Below are 239 nucleotides of genomic sequence, written 5' to 3'. Positions count from 1 at the left end.
CCCCCAGGCGGCCGGCGCGAGGCCCTGCGTGCCGACCAGGGGCCGGGGCGAGGCGGTGTTGTAGTTGAGGCTCGCGCCGAACGCGCCGGCCTCGTCGGCCACCGCGACCACGTCGTGCTCGGGCCCGCGGGTCGGCAGGGCGAACTCGCGCAGGGCCGTGTCGCGGACGTCGCCGCCCTGCGGGTCGTAGCGCGACTCGGCGACGATCCGCGCGCCGAACTTCCTGGCGCTGCGCCGCA

General features: G+C 78.2%; 1 pseudogene. It reads right to left on the bottom strand.

Features of this window, described 5'->3' with window-relative positions:
- Window positions 1-239 (bottom strand): annotated as a pseudogene (locus KZZ07_RS27380) (branched-chain amino acid ABC transporter substrate-binding protein); the annotation flags it as partial.

Origin of the sequence: Mameliella sp. CS4, from assembly GCF_019392335.1 — a bacterium.
Taxonomy (GTDB): Bacteria; Pseudomonadota; Alphaproteobacteria; order Rhodobacterales; family Rhodobacteraceae; genus Antarctobacter.
The sequence above is the reverse complement of the archived record's forward strand: the minus strand, read 5'-3'. Positions and strand labels throughout refer to the sequence as shown.